Genomic DNA, 15,218 nt, shown 5'->3' with positions numbered 1-15,218 from the left:
AGAGATGCTGTCGCGTACCGCCGAAAACCTCTACTGGCTCGCCCGCTACGTCGAACGGGCCGAGTATCTCGCGCGCACCATCGATGCGACCTTGCGCGTCACCGCGCTTCCCGCCGCCTATATCGGCAAGACCAATGAATGGGACTCGGCGCTGCTCACCGCCGGCGTCGCCGCCAGCTTCTATCAGCAATATGAGGAAGCCAACGAGCACAACGTCGTCGACTATCTTTCGTTCTCGGCGGACAACCCGTCCTCGATCCGGAACTGCATCGAGGCAGCGCGGCTGAACTCGCGCTCGGTGCGCACGGCGCTGACCAGCGAGATGTGGGACACCATCAACTCGGCCTGGATCGAGCTTCAGGCGGTCTGGAGCAAGGGCACCTCGACGCGCGAGGACCTCGCCAAATTCCTGCGCTTCGTGCAGGAGACCTCGCTGCGCTTCGATGGCTCGGCCTATCGGACCATGCTGCGCAACGATGCCTACTGGTTCTCGCGGATGGGCGTGCATCTCGAACGCGCCGACAACACCGCGCGCATCCTCGATGTGAAGTATCACGTGCTATTGCCCGAGGAGGAGCATGTCGGCGGCCCGCTCGACTTCTATCAGTGGAGCTCGATCCTGCGCTCCGTCTCGGCGCTGACGGCCTATCATTGGGTCTACCGCGAGACGCTGAAACCCTGGCTGATTGCAGACCTGCTCATCCTCAACGACACGCTGCCGCGCTCGCTGGCAAGCTGCTACGGCAATCTCGTGCGCAACCTCGACCAGATCGGCGTCGCCTATGGCCGCCAGGGCCCGGCCCAGCGCCACGCCCGCGGCATCCGCAACCGGCTGGAACACAGCAATATGAACGACATTTTCCAGCACGGCGTGCATGAATTCATTCAGGAATTCATCGCGGACAATTCCAGGCTGGGCGAAATCATCACGAAGCAGTATTTGATCTGATACACGCAGTCATTCCGGGATGGTCCGAAGGACCAGACCCGGAATCTCGAGATTCCGAGCTCGGCTAAGCCGCTCCGGAATGACGGAATCAAAACACCATGCGCCTGCGAATCCAGCACACCACGACCTATCGCTACGAGCCGCCGGCCACCAGCGTGATCCAGATCCTGCGCATGACGCCCGGCAGCCATGACGGGCAATATGTGGCGGAATGGCAGATCGACGTCTCGACCGACACCAAGCTCGACACCCACGAGGACGCGTTCGGCAACGTCACCCATGTGCTGTCCTGCGGGCCCCTCAGTGACATCAAGATCATCGCCGAGGGCCTGATCGAGACTCACGACACCGGCGGCGTGCTGCGCGGCACGGACGAGCGCTTTCCGGCCGGCATGTTTTTGCGCGCAACCGACCTCACCACCGTCAATCCGGCGATGATGGCGGTTGCGCGCCAGTTGCGCAGCGAGGCCGAGAGCGACACGCTGGGCTTCCTGCACACGTTGATGACGCAAATCAGTGATCACATGACCTTCGACGAGGACCCGACCAACAGCGGCACCTCGGCGGCCGAAGCCTTCGCGCTCAAGCGCGGCGTGTGCCAGGACTACGCGCACATCTTCATCGCCTGCGCGCGCAGTGGCGGCGTGCCGGCACGCTTCGTCTCCGGGCACTTCCTGCGCTCCGACGGCACGGTGCATCAGGAGGCCGGCCATGCTTGGGCGGAAGCCTATGTGCCCGATCTCGGCTGGGTCGGCTTCGATCCCGCCAACAGCATCTGCGCCACCGACGCCCATGTCCGCGTCGCGATCGGGCTCGACTATCTCGGCGCAGCCCCCGTGCGCGGCACCCGCTATGGCGGCGGCACGGAGACGCTGACGGTGGCGGTCAAGGTCGAGCAGGCCGGCCGCGGCGGGCAATCGCAGTCACAGTGGCAGAGTTAGATCGTCATTTCCGGGAAGCGACAACGTCGCGAGCTACGGTACGCAATTGCGCATCTGAGAATCCATCGGGCCGCAGAGCTAGTGGATAAATGGATTCCGGGTTCGCGCTGGGCGCGCCCCGGAATGACGTGTCCCCGGGAATCGGGGGTTGGAGCGGCCCCCGAAATTGGCTAGTAATTTCGCGCAAACGCGTTCGGGGACTGGAAATGACCTATTGTTGCGGAATCCTGGTTCGGGACGGTCTGGTGATGATCGCCGATACCCGCACCAATGCCGGCCTCGACAACGTCTCGACCTTCCGCAAGCTGCACATCTTCTCCAAGCCCGGCGAACGCATCATGGCGATCGCCAGCGCCGGCAACCTCGCCATCAGCCAGTCGGTGCTGTCGACGTTGACCGAAGGCCTGGAGGACCCCGACACGGGCGAGGTCGAGACGCTGATGAACGCGCCGACCATGTTCCAGGCGGCCCAGCGCATCGGCCGGGCGATCCGGGCGGTGCACGCGACCGAAGGGCCGGCGCTGAAATCCGAGGATGTCTCCTTCGACGTCTCCTTCCTGTTCGGCGGCCAGATCAAGGGCTCCCGGATGCGCCTGTTCATGATCTACACCGCCGGCAATTTCATCGAGTGCACCACCGACACGCCGTACTTGCAGATCGGCGAGCACAAATACGGCAAGCCGGTGCTCGACCGCGCCATGCACTACGACGTCGAGCTCTACGAGGCGCTGAAGACTGGCCTGATCTCGATGGACTCGACCATGCGCTCCAATCTCGGCGTCGGCCTGCCGATCGACGTGCTGGTGGTGCGCAACGACGCCTGCGAAGCCGATCTCAATCACCGCATCGAGGCGGGCGAGCCCTATTTCCATGATCTGCGCTCGCGCTGGTCGGCGGCGCTGCGCGCCGCGCATCAGAACATTCCGCGCCCGCCCTACAAGAACGAAAAAGAACCCAAAACCTGACAGCGAAAGAAAAGGCAGGAAACAATGAGTGAAACAAAGAAGATCGCAGTGGTGACGGGTGCCGGCACCGGTGTCGGGCGTGCGGCGTCGCTGGCGCTGATGAACGCCGGCTTCACCGTGGTGCTCACAGGGCGCCGGCTCGACATGCTCGAGGAGACCGCGAAGCTCGGCCCTGCGGGAAAGAGCCTGTGCGTCACCGCCGACATGACCAAGCCGGATTCGATCGCCGCGCTGTTCGACAAGGTGAAGGCCACCTATGGCCGCCTCGACGTGCTCTTCAACAATGCCGGCATGGGCGCGCCGGCCGTGAACTTCGAGGATCTCAGCCTCGAACAGTGGCAGGCGGTGGTGAACACCAACCTGACCGGCCCATTCCTGTGCACGCAGCACGCCTTCCGCATCATGAAGGACCAGACCCCGCGCGGCGGCCGCATCATCAATAACGGCTCGATCTCGGCGCATGCGCCGCGACCATTCTCGGCGGCCTACACATCGACCAAGCACGCCATCACGGGCCTCACCAAGGCGTCCAATCTCGACGGCCGCATGTATGACATCGCGGTCGGCCAGGTCGATATCGGCAATGCGGCGACCCCGATGACCGATCGCATGGTCAACGGCCCCGGCGTGCTCCAGCCCGACGGCACCACCAAGCACGAGCCGCGCATGGATGCCAAGGCGGTCGGCGATGCCGTTGCCTATATGGCAAGCCTGCCGCTCGATGCCAACGTGCTGACCATGACGGTAATGGCGACCAAGATGCCGTTCGTGGGACGGGGGTAATTTAAAGAACGCGGCGCCTCCCCAATCGTCATTGCGAGCGCAGCGAAGCAATCCAGACTGCCCCCGCGACAAGATTCTGGATTGCTTCGTCGCAAGGGCTCCTCGCAATGACATGGAGAGAGCGGAGGACCCCTACTCCAAACTCTCCACCCGACGCAGGCTCGGGAACAGCTTCATCCACAAGAGCGCCACTGCGACCGTGCAGACGCCGCCGAGCACGGCGGCGGGCATGGCGCCGAACAGGGCGGCGGTGAGCCCGCTCTCGAACTGGCCGAGCTGGTTCGAGGCGTTGATGAAGAGGAAGTTCACCGCGCCGACCCGGCCGCGCATCTCGTCGGGCGTCGACAGCTGCACCAGCGAGAAGCGGATCACGACGCTGATCGTGTCGGCCGCGCCCAGGACGGCGAGCGCAAGCACCGACAGCCACATCCAGGACGACAGCGCGAACACGATCGTGGCGACGCCGAACACGATCACGGCCTGGAACATGCGCAGGCCCACATGCCGCGAAATGGCGTGACGCGCCAGCACCATGGTCATCAAGAGCGCGCCGACCGCAGGTGCCGCACGCAGCACGCCAAGCCCGACCGGTCCGGTCTGGAGGATGTCGCGGGCATAGATCGGCAACAGCGCAGTGACGCCGCCGAACAGCACCGCGAACAGATCAAGCGAGATGGTGCCGAGGATCGCAGGATTGCCGCGGATGAAGCGGACGCCCGCAAAGACATTGTCCGAGCTCGTCCCCTCCTTGGCGACCGCCTGCGGGCGCGGGCGGATGAAGCCGGTCAGGATCATCCCAAGGATCCAGAACAGCACCATTACGGCATAGGCAAGATGTGGCGCCACCGCATAGGCAAAGCCGCCGAGCGCCGGACCCGTGATGGTCGCGACCTGCGCCGCGCCACTGGAGACCGCGGTGGCGCGCTGGAGCGAGCCTTGCGGCGCGATCAGCGGCAACAGCGCCGCCGTGGTCGGGCTCTCGAAAGCGCCGGCGATGCCGAGCACGAAGGTCGCGACGAAGATCTGCACCTCGCCGACGGCGCCAAGATAGGTGATAAGGGCCAGGTAGAGTGCGGTCGCCGCTTCCACGAGCTGGCAGAGCTGGACGACGCGCTTGCGCTCGTAGCGATCGGCGGCGTGTCCAGCGACGAACACGAGCAGGGCGGTCGGCAGGAACTGGACCAGGCCGACCATGCCGAGATCGAAGGCCGAGCCGGTGAGATCGTAGATCTGCCAGCCGATCGCGACCGCCGCGATCTGGCTGGAAAAGCGCGACAGGCTGCGCGAGAGCAGGAAAAACAGGAATGCGCGGTGGGCGAGGAGCGCGCGGGCACTGACCGGCCGACTGGCTGGTATCGGCTGCTCTTGCATCGCCTCTTGGATCGTCTCTTGGGTCACCCTCGGACCGTCCGCCCTCTGGTTCTCGACGTGCCCCGCGTGACTGAGGCGGACCGGCTTGTCAACAGCGGGACGCTTCCCGCATGTGCCGGCATTGCCTTTGCACCGCAGGCGCGGCCATAATCATTGGGGCTTTGGGGACACCATGCTGCGCTTGCAATCGGCACTCGGCATTTTCGCATTGCTGCTGATCGCCTTCGCGTTGGCAGAAAATCGGCGCGCCGTCTCGCTGCGACAGGCTGCGATCGGCCTCGTCGCCACCTTCGCGACCGCCATCGTCCTCTTGAAGCTGCCGATCGTCGCGCGCGCCTTCGGCGCCATCAACGACGCGGTCGGTGCGATCTCCGCGGCCTCGCGCGCCGGCTCCTCGTTCGTGTTCGGCTATGTCGGTGGTGGCCCCCTGCCCTTTGACGTGAAGGTGCCGGGTGCCGATTTCATCCTGGCGTTCCAGGCGCTCCCGATCGTGCTGGTGATGAGCGTGCTGACGACGCTGCTGTTCTATTGGCGGGTGCTGCCGCCGATCGTGCGGGGCATGGCTTGGCTGCTGGAGCGCACGTTAGGCGTCGGCGGCGCGGTCGGGCTTTCCACCGCCGCCAACATCTTCCTCGGCATGGTCGAGGCACCGCTGTTCGTGCGGCCGTATCTGAAACAGATGACGCGCAGCGAATTGTTTCTTGTGATGACCGGCGGCATGGCCGGTATCGCCGGCACGGTGCTGGTGCTCTACGCGACGCTCCTTGCTCCCCTCATCCCCGATGCCGCCGCGCATTTCGTCATCGCCTCTGTGCTGGGCGCGCCGGCCGCGATCCTCGTCAGCCTGATCATGGTGCCCGAGACCTCAGACAGGCGCACCGGCGGCGCGCTGGAAAATCCGGAGATGGAGGTCTCCGGGACGATGGATGCGATCGTGAAAGGGACGAGTGCGGGGATTGAGCTACTGATCAACATCGTTGCGATGCTGCTGGTGCTGGTGGCGCTGGTCTATCTCGTCAACGCCATCCTCGGCCTGCTGCCTGATATCGGCGGCGCCCCAATCTCACTGCAACGGCTGCTGGGTCTGGTGATGGCGCCGGTGTGCTGGCTGATGGGGCTGCCATGGGACCAGGCGGTCACCGCCGGCAGTCTGATGGGTACGAAAACCGTGCTCAACGAGCTGATCGCCTATGTCGACTTCTCGAAGCTACCACCCGATACGCTCGATCCGCGCTCGCGCCTGATCATGCTCTACGCGATGTGCGGCTTCGCCAATTTCGCCAGCCTCGGCATCATGATCGGCGGCCTCGGCGTCATGGCGCCGGAGCGACGTGAGGAGATCAACGCGCTCGGGCTGAAGTCGATCGCGTCGGGGACGCTGACGACGTGCCTGATGGGAGCGGTGGTGGGAGTGTTGACGTAGACTCTCTCCGCGTCATTGCGAGCGAAGCGAAGCAATCCAGAAATGTGTCCGCGGAGATAGTCTGGATTGCTTCGTCGCAAGAGCTCCTCGCAATGACGAGTGGAGAGAGTTGTGCGCTGTTCCTGATAGCGCCTACGCCTTCAACTCCACCGTCTTAAATTCCGCCGGCAGGATCACCTCCAGCAATTCCACGTCGTCCGAATAATCCAGAATCATGTGCTTGATCCTCGGCGGCTGGGTCCAGGCGCTACCTACTTTCATCAAGGTCTCGCCCTGGCCGTCCATGTAAGTCTTCACCCAGCCCTTGAGCACGTAGACCATCTGGAAGTCCACGTCGTGATAGTGAAGCTTTGACACCTCGGCCGGATTGCAGCGGCCTTGCAGGCGGATCACATGCGCTTGCGCGAGGCCGTGGGTCGCCTCGGCGATGCCGAGGTCGCGGTATTTTGCGTAGGCGCGCAGGCCGTCGGCTTTGAAGTCTTCCTCCCGGTGATGGCTGATCGCGATGCGCTGCTTAGGACGTGCGGGCTTCTTGGGTGCGGCAGTGCGGGCCTTCGCCTTCACCGCCTTGCGTGCCGAGGATCGCGCCGCTGCCTTGGCGCCGCTCCGCTTCTTCACCGCGGTCTTCGTTGCGGGTCTTGATGCCTTTTGCTTGGCCATTGTCTGCCTCCCTGATCTGAGCCGCGCCCCGCCGGACGGGTACAACCCGAAAGGCAGATTATCCAGTCTTGGACGAGGCAGCAATTGCCGGGCTTAAAGCCAGTCACTCGACGACCCAATCGGTCGTAGCTTGTCCCAAGCTGTCGTGGCGAGCGGCCATCGTCTCGAATTCGTTCTCACGCTGAATTAATCTCGCCGGGAGATTCTGGGGGAATTGATTCATGGGCAACGTAGGTCAGCGTGCATTTCAAAAAGCCCGGCTTCAGAAACGGCAGAAGGCCGAAGTGCTGCCATTGCTCGGACACGCACTCCAGCTGCACAAGATGGGGCTTTTCCCCGAGGCCCAGGCGGCCTATCGCCAACTCCTGCAGCTCGCACCCAACCAATTCATCGCGCTGCATATGCTCGGCACTTTGGAGTCCGATGCCAAAAACTACCAGCAAGCCGAAATTCTGCTAAGCCGAGCGGTTGCCGTGGATCCGCGATCTGCCGAGGCTCATATGAGCCTAGGCGTTGATCGATTATTTGTTCTCGGACCCCGTCGCGATTCCTTTCGCGGTTCGGCATCTGTTTGCGGAGACCATTGTCGACCTGCCGTGCTTCGTGACGCTGGCACCACTGCCGGCCGGGATTGCTCGCGCGCCAATGCCGGCGCTCTCGAACGGCTTCGTCACATTCGGTGTCTTCAACCGCATCAGCAAGATTTCGGATGAGGCGGTGGAAGTCTGGTCCAGGATTCTCGAGCGGGTGCCGGGTTCGCGACTTCTGATCAAGGATGTTGCACTGGACGATCTACTGGTCCGCGACAATCTGCTGGCGCGGTTTGCGGCTTGCCGATTGCCGGCCGAACGCGTCGATTTGCTCGGAGCCACCTTGCGACGCGAACATCTGGCATCGTTCAATCGCGTCGACATTGCGCTCGACACCTTCCCGCAGAATGGCGGCGTCAGCACATTGGAAGCCTTGCAGATGGGGGTGCCCGTGGTGGCGAAGCTCGGGACCAGTCTGCCCAGCCGTGCCGGCGGCGCCATCCTCACCGCGCTTGGCCTGCCGAACTGGGTCGCGGATGGCAATGAGGCCTATATCGAAATCGCAGCTAGCGGTGCGGCGCAGATCGGCGACCTCGACAAGTTGCGCAGCGAACTGCCCGGACAGATCGACGCTGCGGCCGCCGGCAATCCTTGCCTCATACGCGCGAGCGGTGGACGACGCCTATCGCGCGATGTGGAAACGCTATTGCAGCGGCGCCGGCTGATCTCTCCTCAATGCAGCCGGAACACGCCATCTACGGCGCGCAGCTCGGCCGGCTTGATCAGCTTGGAATGCGCCACCGTCACCGAGAACAGGGGCCCGTCGAGCTTCTCCTGCCAGAAGGCGAGGAAATCCTTCAGCGCCGGAAATTTCGGAAACATGTCGTAGTTCTGCCAGACGTAAGTCTGGAGCAGCGAGGGATGATCCGGCATCCGATAGAGAATTTGCGCCGTCGTCAGCCCGTAACCCAGCATCTGTTTCCGGAAATCCTCGGAAACGCCCCCACTCCGCAGTCCCATGCCAACCTCCTTTGCAGGAGCGCATTGAAGGGGGCGGCCTGGTCGGTGTGTGCTTGACGAGCCACCCGGTACTGATGCGCTCACATGAGCGAAATGTGACGCAAACTGACAATTCATCTCAAGCTCAAAAGTTTAACAAGCTGTTGAAATTCAATGCGTTAGCAGCAGACGCGGCTCCGTGCTAATACGGACCCGGCGCGCCGTTAACGATGGAAAAGAGATTCTGGCAGTCCGCGCTTCCGGGTGCTAATTTTTCTGCTAGAAGCCCTTGCCCCCGCAAAATTCCCGTCCTATTTCTGCCTCGCCCGTGCTAGCACTCGCGGGCAACGACTGCTAACCATCTAAAAATCCTCAACTCGTGCAATTGCTTAGGAGGACTGCATGAAATTCCGTCCGCTTCACGACCGCGTCGTGGTCAAGCGCATCGACGCAGAAGAGAAGACCGCTGGCGGCATCATCATTCCCGACACTGCCAAGGAAAAGCCCTCCCAGGGCGAAGTCATCGCCGTCGGCCCCGGTGGCCGCGACGAAGCCGGCAAGCTGATCCCGATCGACCTCAAGATCGGCGACCGCGTGCTGTTCGGCAAGTGGTCCGGCACCGAAGTCAAGATCGACGGCGAAGACCTGCTGATCATGAAGGAAAGCGACGTCATGGGCGTCCTCGACGTCCCCGCTTCCAAGAAGAAGGCGGCCTAAGAGCCCCTCTTTCCCTCCAGTCAAACACCTCAAGGAAAATTCCAGATGGCAGCCAAAGAAGTCAAATTCTCGGTTGAAGCGCGCGACAAGATGTTGCGCGGCGTCGACGTCCTCGCCAATGCGGTGAAGGTCACGCTCGGTCCGAAGGGCCGCAACGTCGTGCTCGACAAGTCGTTCGGCGCTCCCCGCATCACCAAGGACGGCGTCACCGTCGCCAAGGAGATCGAGCTCGACGACAAGTTCGAGAACATGGGCGCCCAGATGGTGCGCGAAGTCGCCTCCAAGTCCGCTGACGCGGCCGGCGACGGCACCACCACCGCCACCGTGCTCGCTCAGGCGATCGTGAAGGAAGGCGCGAAGTCCGTTGCCGCCGGCATGAACCCGATGGACCTCAAGCGTGGTATCGACCTCGCGGTCGAAGCCGTGGTTGCGGACCTCCAGAAGAACTCCAAGAAGGTCACCTCGAACGACGAGATCGCCCAGGTCGGCACCATCTCGGCCAACGGCGACCAGGAGATCGGCAAGTTCCTCTCCGACGCCATGAAGAAGGTCGGCAACGAGGGTGTCATCACCGTCGAGGAAGCCAAGTCGCTCGAGACCGAGCTCGACGTCGTCGAGGGCATGCAGTTCGACCGCGGCTACATCTCGCCCTACTTCGTCACCAACGCCGACAAGATGCGCGTTGAGATGGACGACGCCTACATCCTCATCAACGAGAAGAAGCTCTCCTCGCTGAACGAGCTGCTGCCGCTGCTCGAGGCCGTGGTGCAGACCGGCAAGCCGCTGGTCATCGTCGCCGAGGACGTCGAAGGCGAAGCTCTCGCAACCCTGGTCGTGAACCGCCTGCGCGGCGGTCTGAAGGTCGCGGCCGTCAAGGCTCCGGGCTTCGGCGATCGCCGCAAGGCCATGCTGCAGGACATCGCGATCCTGACCGGCGGCCAGGCGATCTCGGAAGATCTCGGCATCAAGCTCGAGAACGTCACGCTCAACATGCTCGGTCGCGCCAAGAAGGTGATGATCGACAAGGAGAACACCACCATCGTCAACGGCGCCGGCAAGAAGGCCGACATCGAGGCGCGCGTGGCCCAGATCAAGGCGCAGATCGAGGAGACCACCTCGGACTACGACCGTGAGAAGCTCCAGGAGCGTCTGGCCAAGCTCGCCGGCGGCGTCGCGGTGATCCGCGTCGGCGGCGCGACCGAGGTCGAGGTGAAGGAACGCAAGGATCGCGTTGATGACGCGATGCATGCGACCCGCGCGGCTGTCGAGGAAGGTATCGTCCCGGGCGGCGGCGTCGCCCTGCTCCGTGCCTCCGAGCAGCTCAAGGGCCTGCGCACCAAGAACGACGACCAGAAGACCGGCGTCGAGATCGTACGCAAGGCGCTGTCGGCTCCCGCTCGCCAGATCGCGATCAACGCCGGTGAAGACGGCTCGGTGATCGTCGGCAAGATCCTGGAGAACAAGGCCTACAATTACGGCTTCGACTCCCAGACCGGCGAATATGCCGACCTCGTCAAGAAGGGCATCATCGACCCGACCAAGGTGGTCCGTACCGCGATCCAGAACGCAGCCTCGGTGGCCGCGCTCCTGATCACCACGGAAGCCATGGTCGCCGAGCTGCCCAAGAAGGGCGGCGCCGGTCCGGCGATGCCCCCCGGCGGCGGCATGGGCGGCATGGACTTCTAAGGTCCAGCCACTCTGGCAAACGACGAAATGCGAAACCCCGGCAGCGATGCCGGGGTTTTTGTTTTTCTCCGCTCGTCATTCCGGGGCGCGCCCCCTTGGGCGCGAGCCCGGAATCCATTTCAGCACTTGCGACTGACGTGTTCGCCTGATCCCCTCACATGGAAGATCGGAATCCAGGCGGCAGTGACAGCATGCCAACCTCCGGACCGCGTCTGCGGATCAATGGATTCCGGGCTCGGCGCTTTGCGCAGCCCCGGAATGACGATCTTTTGCGCGGAATGATCTGGCCTCACCCCACCTTCCCCAGCCGCTCCATGTGCGGCTCGCCGTCTTCGTCGAGCGACCAGAAGATCCGCGTTACCTTACCGACGAGATTGTCCATCGGCACGAAACCGAATGTCGACATCATGCGGCTGTCGGTGGAATTGTCGCGATTGTCGCCGAGCACGAAGACGTGGCCCGGCGGCACCGTGAAGACGTTGGTGTTGTCCAGGAAGCCGTTGTCGATGCAATCATAGGTCACATAGGACGCGCCGCTCGGCAGCGTCTCGCGCCAGCGCTTGACCTTGATGCCGCCGTCCACACCGCAGGCAGCGCCGGCGAGGCCGTACTCGAGCGCGACGCGCGTCACCGGGCGGTCGTTGAGGATGAGCTGGCCCTGCCGCATCTGGATGCGGTCGCCGGGCAGCCCGACCACGCGCTTGACGTAATCGACCGAACTGTCCTTCGCCGTCCGGAACACGACGATGTCGCCCTGTTCGGGCTCGGCGGCAAAGACGCGGCCCGAGATCCAGGACTGCGCGAACGGGATAGAATAATGGCCGTAGCCATAGGCATATTTCGCGGCGAAGACGTAGTCGCCGACCATCAGCGTCGGCGCCATCGAACCAGAAGGGATGTTGAACGGCTGATACAGGAAGAAGCGAAACAGGAACGGCGGCGACCACAGCACCGGGATCAGCAGGATCAAGATGACAATCGCCTTCCATTCCCGCGATTGCGCCGACGACCGCGGCCGGATCGTTTCCTCAAGAATGGTCATGCACCTGCCCTGATCAAGTCCGTAGTCGCCCCGAGATCACGCAACTTTTGCGCGCATGCAATCCCGGCTCCGTGATCTTGGTCGCACAGGCGCGGCCACGCGTTCATCGCGGGGCGACAGACGGATATGTGAAGGGCCGCCAATGGGCGGCCCTCCGGTTTTCACGCGCTCTCGGGGTTATCCCCGCGCAAGCTCGCTGAAACAGGTCCGCACCCAGTCGATCGTCACGCGGGTCGCGGCGTCGCGCTTGAGATGGTTTTGCACCAGCAGCCAGACGTCGCGCCGTTTCGGCAGTAGCGTGGCGCGCAGGCGGCGGTCGGCGAGCAAATCGGTGCAGCTGTGCTCCGGCAACACGCCCGCGGCCCGGTGCGAGCGGATCAGCGTGCGGATGACGCGGACATTGTCGGTCACGCAGCGCGGCCGGATTTTCTTCGTCCGCAGGAATTGCATCTCGGGAATGGCGCCGAGCTCGTCCGGATAGGCGCACAGCACCGGCTCGCCTTCAGTCGCGACCGGTTCGAAATAGTAGATGCGGATGTCGCCGAGTCTGGAGATCGAGAAATCGCCTTTGTCGGGCTTGCGCAGGCGGATCGCGAGATCGGCCTCCCAGCGCGAGAATTTGACGTTCTCGCTCGAGGTCAGGAATTGCAGTGTCAGGCCGGGATTGGCGCGCAGGAAGTCGCTCGCGCGCGGCGCCAGCACCTCCTCGGCGACTGCATTGGTCGTGGCGATGCGCAGTCGTCCCACCGGGCCCGGCAAGCTTTCACTGATGCGGCCGATCTCGGCGGCATGCACCGCCATGGCCTGCACGTGCGCCAGCACCGCCTCGCACTGACGGGTCGGCTTGCGGAGACCGTCCGCAGCCTCGAACAGGCGCAGGCCGAGCGCTCGCTCGATTCGCGACAGCCGGCGTCCGACCGTGGTCTCGTCGATGCGCAGCCGCGCGCTGGCGCCGGCATAGGTGCCCTCGTCCCTGACCGCGGCGATGATGCGAAGGTCGTCCCAATTCATGGCTTCAAGCCTATATCGGCCGGCGTTGACCTGCAATATCGCAGCCATCGGCTGCAATATCCCTGCATATCAGCAGGCACCCGACGAGCTATGCTAGGCCAACGTTCCGCCTTGGAGATTCTGAAGATCATGACGCCCGCAAAGACCCTGCTGCAGCTCGCCGGTGCCGACCTCACCCCGCCGCGTCTTGGCGACGCCGCGCTGGTGCTGATCGACATCCAGAATGAATATCTCGCAGGTCCCCTCGCCCTGCCCGACGCCAAGCCTGCGATTGCGCGGGCGGCTGCCCTGCTGGCACGGGCGCGTGAGCGCGGATCTGCGATCATCCATATCGCCCATCGCGGCAAATCCGGCGGCCTGTTCGATCGCTCCGCCGATCGCGGCGCCATCGTCGCCGAGCTCGCGCCGCGTGCGGACGAGCTCGTGATCGAGAAGGAGTTGCCGAACGCTTTCGCCGGCACCGACTTGCAGGCGCAGCTCGCCGCGAGTGGACGCAAGAACATCGTGCTGGCCGGCTTCATGACGCATATGTGCGTCAGCTCCACCGCCCGTGCCGCGCTCGATCTTGGCTTTCGCACGACCATCGATGCCGATGCCTGCGCCACGCGTGATCTGCCCGACGGCCGCGGCGGCACGCTGGACGCCCGGACCATCCACGAGGTCGCGCTGGCCGAGCTGTCAGACCGCTTCGCGATCATCGCGCGCGGCGATGCGCTGACGTGAGTGCCGGCTGAATCTGGGCTTTTTCCCCGCAAGGGGGCATTGAAGTCGGCCCAAAAGCGCGATGACGATTCATCGCGCTTTAGACGGGCAGACATCGGCGGGCTTTGCCGACGTCACTCCACCCGCGCCAGCACCGCGAGCTTGCGGATGCCCTTGTTGCGGTAGGCGTCGAGGAATGCGTAATAGTCCTTGAACGACACGCAGCCGTTCGAATCGCCGTTCGGTCCGAGCATGAAGGTATGCGCGAGCAAGCCGTCGCGGCCGTAGATCGCACTCTCGCCGCCGACCGGGGTCAGACGCAGCGCCGGCACGCCGTGGAACAGCGCCTCGCGCGGCTTCAGCGTGTAGATGTGCGGCGGCGTCACGCCGCGCATGCGGATTTTCGACGAGCGCGGGTCGTCGAGATTGGAGCCGAGGCCGGAATGCGCCTCGAGCTTGGTGCCGTCGGGCAGATAAACCGTCTTTGCGGTGATGTCGTAGACCGCGGTGTCGCGCTCATAGGGCGGCGCGCCGCCGAACATCGGGTTCTGCTCCTTCGGCGCGATCGACGCGGTAATGCTGGCATCGGCCGAGGCATAGGCGAGCAACCCGCCGGACGGCTCACGCTTGCCCCAGAGCTTTTCGACCATCGACTGGCGCGGACCGGTGATCGACATCACCGCGGCCTTGGCGCGATCGGCGAAGGATTTTGGCTTTGCCTCGGGCGCCGGCACGATCTCGGCCGGATCGGCCGAGGCCAGCTGCACGCCTGCGTCAGCGCGCTTGGCCTTGCCAGCGTCCGCAATCTTGGCCGAGCCGTGCGGCTTCAGCGCGTCCGCGACCTTCGCGATCACGCTCGGCTTCGCGGCCTCCTTCAGCGCGTCCTTCGACGTTTCCTTGACCTCGGCAACCTTGGTCGCGGGCGCGGCAGGCGCGGCGCTGGCCGCGTTCGAGGCCACGCCTTGCGTCGCAGCCGCGGCAAAGCGCTCGTTGAACATCTCGCGCGAGATCGGCGCGGCCACCTGCAACCGGTCGGGCAAGAGCGCGAAGGCTTCCTTGACCGCCTCACCCGCCTCGCGCAGCGCGACCTTGGGCGCGCGCTTGATCACCGGCTCGTCGTAGCCGCTGTTGCCGACGGTTGGATAGACGCTGGCGCCGAGGATGTTGGTGTAGATGGTCCAGCCGGCGCCGATCACGACGCAGCCGATCGCCGCGGCGCCAAGCCAATTGTGGGTGGTCATTTTCCGGGAAGATTTCCGCGAATAATTCTTCGAGAATTTCTTGGACTTCCGTGCCGCGTTACTCTGCGCAGCGATACTCGTACTCATTCACCTTGCGTCCAGGACGGTGTCACTCAGTCCCCCTTCGAAGCGCCGCTGGTCACGATCCGGGGACAGCATCTCGCAGAGGGTCGGAGCGTCATTAAGGCGACTTTTAGT

Annotated in this window: 16 protein-coding genes and 1 pseudogene; 10 read left to right on the top strand and 7 right to left on the bottom strand. The window is 63.9% G+C overall.

Features of this window, described 5'->3' with window-relative positions:
* Positions 1-4 precede the first annotated feature (4 nt).
* The 4 genes from ACNJX8_RS16190 to ACNJX8_RS16175 all read left to right on the top strand — a co-directional run bounded on the left by ACNJX8_RS16190 (position 5) and on the right by ACNJX8_RS16175 (position 3,638).
* Positions 5-949 carry an alpha-E domain-containing protein gene (locus tag ACNJX8_RS16190; protein ID WP_091888869.1) on the top strand — a complete coding sequence of 315 codons (945 nt, stop codon included), beginning with the start codon at positions 5-7 and terminating at the stop codon, positions 947-949.
* Between the two features lie 98 nt (positions 950-1,047).
* The gene (locus tag ACNJX8_RS16185) at positions 1,048-1,890 is read left to right on the top strand and encodes a transglutaminase family protein (protein ID WP_128932975.1); all 843 of its coding nucleotides are present in this window, start codon (positions 1,048-1,050) and stop codon (positions 1,888-1,890) included.
* Between the two features lie 206 nt (positions 1,891-2,096).
* On the top strand, positions 2,097-2,855 hold the full coding sequence (locus ACNJX8_RS16180) for a proteasome-type protease (RefSeq protein WP_128932974.1): 759 nt from the start codon (positions 2,097-2,099) through the stop codon (positions 2,853-2,855).
* A gap of 24 nt (positions 2,856-2,879) precedes the next feature.
* Entirely contained in the window at positions 2,880-3,638 is a 759-nt protein-coding gene (locus ACNJX8_RS16175; protein WP_091888875.1) for an SDR family oxidoreductase, read from the top strand.
* 132 nt (positions 3,639-3,770) lie between these two features.
* Here ACNJX8_RS16175 and ACNJX8_RS16170 read toward each other — a convergent pair whose 3' ends face one another.
* Positions 3,771-5,009, bottom strand: a complete 1,239-nt coding sequence (locus tag ACNJX8_RS16170; protein ID WP_439361921.1) for an MFS transporter — start codon at positions 5,007-5,009, stop codon at positions 3,771-3,773.
* A 172-nt stretch (positions 5,010-5,181) separates the two neighbouring features.
* Between ACNJX8_RS16170 and ACNJX8_RS16165 the strand changes: the two genes are divergently transcribed.
* A complete protein-coding gene (locus ACNJX8_RS16165; protein WP_128940441.1) occupies positions 5,182-6,432 on the top strand; it encodes a NupC/NupG family nucleoside CNT transporter in 1,251 nt (416 codons plus the stop codon).
* A gap of 132 nt (positions 6,433-6,564) precedes the next feature.
* On the opposite strand, the gene ACNJX8_RS16160 is transcribed toward ACNJX8_RS16165, so the two are convergent.
* Positions 6,565-7,092: a cupin domain-containing protein gene (locus ACNJX8_RS16160; RefSeq protein ID WP_439361342.1), complete on the bottom strand. Its 528-nt coding sequence runs from the start codon at positions 7,090-7,092 to the stop codon at positions 6,565-6,567.
* 176 nt (positions 7,093-7,268) lie between these two features.
* Positions 7,269-7,535: a hypothetical protein gene (locus ACNJX8_RS16155; protein ID WP_439362077.1), complete on the bottom strand. Its 267-nt coding sequence runs from the start codon at positions 7,533-7,535 to the stop codon at positions 7,269-7,271.
* Here ACNJX8_RS16155 and ACNJX8_RS16150 point away from each other — a divergent pair.
* Entirely contained in the window at positions 7,416-7,805 is a 390-nt protein-coding gene (locus ACNJX8_RS16150) for a tetratricopeptide repeat protein (protein WP_439361920.1), read from the top strand. The genes ACNJX8_RS16155 and ACNJX8_RS16150 overlap by 120 nt on opposite strands.
* A pseudogene (locus tag ACNJX8_RS16145) lies at positions 7,738-8,175 on the top strand (O-linked N-acetylglucosamine transferase family protein); the annotation flags it as partial. The gene ACNJX8_RS16150 and the pseudogene ACNJX8_RS16145, both read left to right, overlap by 68 nt.
* Before the next feature lie 179 nt (positions 8,176-8,354).
* Here the strand turns inward: ACNJX8_RS16145 and ACNJX8_RS16140 are convergent.
* Positions 8,355-8,642 carry an usg protein gene (locus ACNJX8_RS16140; RefSeq protein WP_091888885.1) on the bottom strand — a complete coding sequence of 96 codons (288 nt, stop codon included), beginning with the start codon at positions 8,640-8,642 and terminating at the stop codon, positions 8,355-8,357.
* A 381-nt stretch (positions 8,643-9,023) separates the two neighbouring features.
* On the opposite strand from ACNJX8_RS16140, the gene ACNJX8_RS16135 reads away from it, so the two are divergent.
* Positions 9,024-9,338: a co-chaperone GroES gene (locus ACNJX8_RS16135; protein ID WP_128932969.1), complete on the top strand. Its 315-nt coding sequence runs from the start codon at positions 9,024-9,026 to the stop codon at positions 9,336-9,338.
* Between the two features lie 45 nt (positions 9,339-9,383).
* A complete protein-coding gene (gene groL / locus ACNJX8_RS16130) occupies positions 9,384-11,024 on the top strand; it encodes a chaperonin GroEL (protein WP_060736470.1) in 1,641 nt (546 codons plus the stop codon).
* 289 nt (positions 11,025-11,313) lie between these two features.
* Here the strand turns inward: groL and lepB are convergent, their stop codons facing one another.
* Both lepB and ACNJX8_RS16120 read right to left on the bottom strand, forming a co-directional pair.
* Complete coding sequence (gene lepB, locus ACNJX8_RS16125; RefSeq protein WP_439361341.1) at positions 11,314-12,066, bottom strand: signal peptidase I; 753 nt, start codon at positions 12,064-12,066, stop codon at positions 11,314-11,316.
* Between the two features lie 177 nt (positions 12,067-12,243).
* On the bottom strand, positions 12,244-13,077 hold the full coding sequence (locus tag ACNJX8_RS16120; protein ID WP_439361919.1) for a LysR family transcriptional regulator: 834 nt from the start codon (positions 13,075-13,077) through the stop codon (positions 12,244-12,246).
* Between the two features lie 129 nt (positions 13,078-13,206).
* Between ACNJX8_RS16120 and ACNJX8_RS16115 the strand changes: the two genes are divergently transcribed.
* Complete coding sequence (locus ACNJX8_RS16115) at positions 13,207-13,800, top strand: cysteine hydrolase family protein (RefSeq protein ID WP_164934789.1); 594 nt, start codon at positions 13,207-13,209, stop codon at positions 13,798-13,800.
* 113 nt (positions 13,801-13,913) lie between these two features.
* On the opposite strand, the gene ACNJX8_RS16110 is transcribed toward ACNJX8_RS16115, so the two are convergent.
* The gene (locus tag ACNJX8_RS16110) at positions 13,914-15,020 is read right to left on the bottom strand and encodes a DUF2778 domain-containing protein (RefSeq protein WP_164939647.1); all 1,107 of its coding nucleotides are present in this window, start codon (positions 15,018-15,020) and stop codon (positions 13,914-13,916) included.
* Between the last annotated feature and the right edge of the window lie 198 nt (positions 15,021-15,218).

Origin of the sequence: Bradyrhizobium sp. SPXBL-04 (genome assembly GCF_051853035.1) — a bacterium.
Lineage (GTDB): Bacteria > Pseudomonadota > Alphaproteobacteria > Rhizobiales > Xanthobacteraceae > Bradyrhizobium > Bradyrhizobium zhanjiangense.
The sequence above is the reverse complement of the archived record's forward strand: the minus strand, read 5'-3'. Positions and strand labels throughout refer to the sequence as shown.

Coding starts and splice junctions, on each gene's coding strand:
- ACNJX8_RS16190 (WP_091888869.1), top strand. CDS start 5: ATGCTGTCGCGTACCGCCGAAAACCTCTACTGGCTCGCCCGCTACGTC.
- ACNJX8_RS16185 (WP_128932975.1), top strand. CDS start 1,048: ATGCGCCTGCGAATCCAGCACACCACGACCTATCGCTACGAGCCGCCG.
- ACNJX8_RS16180 (WP_128932974.1), top strand. CDS start 2,097: ATGACCTATTGTTGCGGAATCCTGGTTCGGGACGGTCTGGTGATGATC.
- ACNJX8_RS16175 (WP_091888875.1), top strand. CDS start 2,880: ATGAGTGAAACAAAGAAGATCGCAGTGGTGACGGGTGCCGGCACCGGT.
- ACNJX8_RS16170 (WP_439361921.1), bottom strand. CDS start 5,009: ATGCAAGAGCAGCCGATACCAGCCAGTCGGCCGGTCAGTGCCCGCGCG.
- ACNJX8_RS16165 (WP_128940441.1), top strand. CDS start 5,182: ATGCTGCGCTTGCAATCGGCACTCGGCATTTTCGCATTGCTGCTGATC.
- ACNJX8_RS16160 (WP_439361342.1), bottom strand. CDS start 7,092: ATGGCCAAGCAAAAGGCATCAAGACCCGCAACGAAGACCGCGGTGAAG.
- ACNJX8_RS16150 (WP_439361920.1), top strand. CDS start 7,416: ATGGGGCTTTTCCCCGAGGCCCAGGCGGCCTATCGCCAACTCCTGCAG.
- ACNJX8_RS16140 (WP_091888885.1), bottom strand. CDS start 8,642: ATGGGACTGCGGAGTGGGGGCGTTTCCGAGGATTTCCGGAAACAGATG.
- ACNJX8_RS16135 (WP_128932969.1), top strand. CDS start 9,024: ATGAAATTCCGTCCGCTTCACGACCGCGTCGTGGTCAAGCGCATCGAC.
- groL (WP_060736470.1), top strand. CDS start 9,384: ATGGCAGCCAAAGAAGTCAAATTCTCGGTTGAAGCGCGCGACAAGATG.
- lepB (WP_439361341.1), bottom strand. CDS start 12,066: ATGACCATTCTTGAGGAAACGATCCGGCCGCGGTCGTCGGCGCAATCG.
- ACNJX8_RS16120 (WP_439361919.1), bottom strand. CDS start 13,077: ATGAATTGGGACGACCTTCGCATCATCGCCGCGGTCAGGGACGAGGGC.
- ACNJX8_RS16115 (WP_164934789.1), top strand. CDS start 13,207: ATGACGCCCGCAAAGACCCTGCTGCAGCTCGCCGGTGCCGACCTCACC.
- ACNJX8_RS16110 (WP_164939647.1), bottom strand. CDS start 15,020: ATGACCACCCACAATTGGCTTGGCGCCGCGGCGATCGGCTGCGTCGTG.